Source organism: Blastocatellia bacterium (assembly GCA_035275065.1).
GTDB lineage: Bacteria > Acidobacteriota > Blastocatellia > UBA7656 > UBA7656 > DATENM01.
The window spans coordinates 1-4,565 of record DATENM010000043.1 but is presented as its reverse complement, the minus strand read 5'-3'; the positions used below and the strand labels follow the sequence as shown (position 1 = coordinate 4,565).

At 61.4% G+C, this 4,565-nt stretch carries 3 protein-coding genes; all 3 read left to right on the top strand.

Going from position 1 to position 4,565, the window contains the following annotated elements; all coding sequences use genetic code 11:
• The coding region (locus tag VJ464_09465; protein ID HKQ05348.1) for an amino acid adenylation domain-containing protein at positions 1–2,928 on the top strand (2,928 nt) is incomplete at its 5' end.
• A gap of 83 nt (positions 2,929–3,011) precedes the next feature.
• Positions 3,012–3,992: a TauD/TfdA family dioxygenase gene (locus VJ464_09460; protein HKQ05347.1), complete on the top strand. Its 981-nt coding sequence runs from the start codon at positions 3,012–3,014 to the stop codon at positions 3,990–3,992.
• Positions 3,993–4,211: 219 nt separating this feature from the next.
• Positions 4,212–4,565 (top strand): condensation domain-containing protein (locus VJ464_09455; protein ID HKQ05346.1); only part of this gene is annotated, 354 nt, incomplete at its 3' end.

Here is a 4,565-nt window from a genome sequence, read left to right as displayed (position 1 = left end):
TCCATCGGGGCGCAGCGCGTCTGCCAGTACATGCACCGGGCGCTGGAGTCGCTGGTCGAGGCGCTGGAGAGCGCGCCGGCGCGGCCACTGCGTAGCCTGAAAGTCATACCAGAGGGCGAGCGGCGGCAGATGCTGGTGGAGTGGAACGCGACGGCGACCGATTACCCGAAAGACCAATGTGTGCACGAGCTGTTCGAGCAGCAGGTCGAACAGACCCCAGAGGCCGTGGCGGTCGTCTGCGGCGAGGCGCGGCTGACTTATGGCGAACTCAACCGCCGAGCCAACCAACTCGCCCACTACCTGCGCCAGCTCGGCGTCGGCCCCGATGCCCGCGTCGCCATCTGCCTGGAACCCAGCCTCGACCTGATCATCGGCCTGCTGGCTATCCTCAAAGCCGGCGCTGCTTATGTGCCGCTCGATCCCAGCTATCCCGCAGAGCGCCTGCGCTACATGCTCGAAGACAGCGCGCCGCAGGTCGTGCTCAGCGATCAAGCCACGGCGGCGCGGCTGGCGGCGCCGCCGGCGGTCGCCGTGCTCGACCTCTGCCAGGCGCAGCCACCCTGGGGGGCGCTGTCTTCGAGCAATCCCGAGGCGGCCAGCATCGGCCTCAGCGCCGCCCACCTGGCCTACCTCATCTACACCTCAGGCTCGACCGGGCAGCCCAAAGGGGTGATGATCGAACACCGCCAGCTGGCCAACTACGTGGCAGCCGTCGGCCAGCGCTTGCAGCTGCAAGCGGGCTGGCGCTACGCGCTGGTGTCAACGCTTGCGGCAGACCTCGGCAACACGGTGCTGTGGCCGTCGCTACTGGGCGGCGGGCAGTTGCACCTGCTGGTGGGCGACGAGCGGCTGGACGGGGAGCGCTTCGCCGGCTATCTGCGAGAGCGGCCCATCGACTGTATGAAGATGACGCCGACGCACCTGCAAGCCTTGCTGGGAGAAGGCGAGGCGAGGCCTTGGTTGGTGCAGGAGTGTCTGGTGCTGGGAGGGGAGGTGCTGCGGCGGGGGCTGCTGCGGCGGCTGCGAGGCGGAGGCAGGGGGTGGCGGGTTTACAACCACTACGGGCCGAGCGAGTGCACGGTGGGGGCGTTGTCGCAGGAGGTGAAGGAGGGCGAGGAAGGAGGCAGCGGCGAGGGGGTGGGGCTGGGGAGGGCGATGGGGAATATGCGGGTGTACGTGGTGGACGAGGAGGGGGAGGTGGTGCCGGCGGGAGTCGTCGGGGAGGTGGTGATCGGGGGAGCGGGAGTAGGGCGGGGGTACTGGAGGCGAGCGGGGCAGACGGCGGGGCGGTTCGTGGCCGATGAGCAGAGTGGGGAGAGAGGCGAGCGGGTGTATCGGACAGGGGATCGAGGGCGATGGGAGGCGGATGGGCGGGTGGAGTATTTGGGGCGGCAGGATGATCAGGTGAAGGTGCGGGGCTATCGGGTGGAGCTCGGAGAGATCGAGGCGAGTCTGCGCGAGCACGAAGCGGTGCGCGAGGCGGTGGTGATGAAGCGGGAAGAGGCGGCGGGGGAGGAGCGGCTGGTGGCCTACGTGGTGGCGGATGAGGTGGCGGCCTATCCGCTGTTGCAGATCGAGCGGATGCGGCAGCGCGGCGAACTGGCCGAGGCGCAGCTGTACGAGTTGCCCAACGGCATGGTGATCAGCCATCAGAACAAGGGCGAGAGCGACTACCTCTACCGAGAGATATTCGAGCGGGAGGCGTACCTGCGGCACGGGATCAAGCTGGGGGAGGGAGCGTGCGTGGTGGATGTGGGGGCCAACATCGGGCTGTTCACGCTCTACGTGGCGGAGCGAGTGTCCGGGGCGAAGGTCTATGCCTTCGAGCCGATTCCGGTGGTGTATGAGAGCCTGAGAATCAACGCGGCGATCAGCGGCGGCCAAGTGCGGGTGTATGAGTGTGGGCTGTCGAGTCGGGAAGGGGAGGCGGAGTTCCGGTGGTACAAGCACAACACGCTGGTGTCGGGGCAGTACGCGGAGATGGCAGAAGAAGCGAAAGTGATCGAGACCTATGTGCGCCACCAGCAGGGAGAAGAGGCGATCAGCGCGACGGAGTTGGCGGGGCTGGTGGCGCAGCGGCTGGACTATGAGGAGTGTCGGTGTCGGCTGCGGCGGCTGACGGAGGTGATGAAGGAGGAAGGGATCGAGCGGATCGACCTGCTGAAGGTGGACGTGCAGAAGAGCGAGGAGGAAGTGTTGTCGGGGATCGAGGCGGAGGACTGGGAAAAGATTCGGCAGGTGGTCGTGGAGGTGCATGACGAGGGCGGACGACTGCGGCGGATACAGGAGCTGCTGGCGAGGCAGGGGTATGAGCAGGAGGTGGAGCAGGAGGAGATGCTGGCGGGGACGAATCAGTACACGGTGTATGCGCGGCGGGAGGAGGGCCGAGCCGAGCGAGAGGCAAGGGCAGGAGCAAGTGCAAGTGGAGAAGCAAGGCCGGGGAGGAGGTATTGGAGTGCGAAGGAGTTGGTGAGAGAGGTGCGAGCGAAGGCGAGCGAGCGGCTGGCGGAGTACATGCTGCCGGCGGCGTATGTGTGTCTAGAGCGGTTGCCGCTGACGGCGAATGGGAAGGTGGATCGCAAGGCGCTGCCTGAGCCGGAGCGAGAAGGGGATGGGCGGCAGGAGTACGAAGAGCCGGCAGGGGAGACGGAGCGGGCGGTGGCGGCGATCTGGAGCGAGGTGTTGAAGGTGGAGCGGGTCGGTCGCCGCGACAACTTCTTCGAGCTTGGGGGGCATTCGCTGCTGGTGGTGCGGGTGATCGCGCGGCTGCGGCAGGGGCTGAATGTGGAAGTGAGCATCAGCGATCTGTTCGAGCACCCTGTCCTCGCCGATCTGGCCGAACGGCTGATCAATCTGCAACTTGAACAATTTGATCAAGACAGATTGGGGGATCTGCTGACTCTCATGCGAGGCTCCTATACTGGTTGATTAAGGCGCGCACGGTCAATGAATCTTTCCAGCAAATCAACCACTAAACGCCAGAGGTAAATTCTTCAGTCGCGGAGGTAGTTATGAATGCTGCATCCTTGAGCCCTCAGAGGATCACGGCGAGTGATTTGAAACCGATTGGTGGATTGCCAATGTTGCTTGACGTTGAAGCCAGTGGATTGAATGCGGTGAACTGGGCTGAAGAATATCAGCAAGATATTCAGAGCTGGATCAAAACCAACGGCGCTATATTGATTCGTGGGTTGAAGGTGCCCGGCAGCACGCAGTTTGGCAAGATTCTATCGACGCTGTTTGGAGCCGAGTTACTCGAATATACTTATCGCTCAACGCCGCGGACCAAGTTGCGCGGGAATGTTTACACGGCGACGGAATATCCTGAGAGCGAGGTAATCCCACAACATAACGAAAATGCGTATTCGCGAAATTGGCCGAATAGGATTGGCTTTTTGTGTCTACTTCCAGCCGAAACCGGAGGCGAGACTCCGATTGGTGATAGCCGAGTCGTATACAACATGCTGCCGAAGTCGGTACGGGACAAATTTGAGCAAAGGGGCGTGATGTATGTTCGTAATTATTCGACTCTGGATCTGTCGTGGTCGGTGGTGTTCCAAACTGAAGACAAGTCTCAGGTAGAGGACTATTGCAATGCGAATGAATTGACCTATGAGTGGCTTGAGAACGATGGCCTCAGGACTAGGCAGGTAAACCCTGCCACGGCTGTGCACCCGGATACGGGCGAAAAAGTATGGTTCAATCAGGCGCATCTTTTCCACGTTTCAAACTTGGGTAAAGAAGTCGCTGACACCTTACTGACTTCCCTCGGCGAGGAAAGCCTACCTCGAAATGCTTACTATGGCGATGGCGCGCCTATTGAGGTGGAGGCGCTTGAGCTTATTCGGTCTATCTACGAACAGACCAAGATTAAGTTTGCCTGGCAGAAGAACGATCTGTTGCTTTTAGACAACATGCTTTTTACGCATGGCAGAGAATCCTATATCGGTGCGCGAAAAGTGCTGGTTGGCATGGCGTGCCCAAACCGTTGACTCTTCCTGTCCATCCTGATCAATGATTGCCCGCGAATCAGATGAGTTTTGGTTGTAGTCTCTTTCCAATCACTTTGCCAATCCACTTAGGCGATGTCGTGGCCCTCTACGGAATGCCACAGAAGAGGACTTAAAGTGCAAAGCCAATTAACGGTAGCTGAAAAAGAGCGATTGCTGAAACTCGCAAAATTTCTTCATGTCGAGAGTAAAACGGTTGCTTTGTCTCCAATCACAGCCGTCGAACGTAGCGAGCATCTGCCCTTATCGTTCGCGCAGCAACGGCTGTGGTTCCTGGCGCAGCAGATGGAGGACACGAGCCGAGCCTATCACATCTTTTACGGGCTGCGGCTGAAGGGGCAACTCGACCGCCGCGCGCTGCGGCGGGCGCTGGACCGCATCGTTGCGCGCCACGAGGCGCTGCGCACCACCTTCGTGACCATTGATGGCGAGCCGGCGCAGCAGATCACCCCGGCACAACAGAGCCGCTTCGACCTCAAGGAGCACGACCTGCGCGACCGCCTAGACGCCAATCAAGAGATGGAGCGATTGATTGGTGAGGCGGCGGCCAGGCGA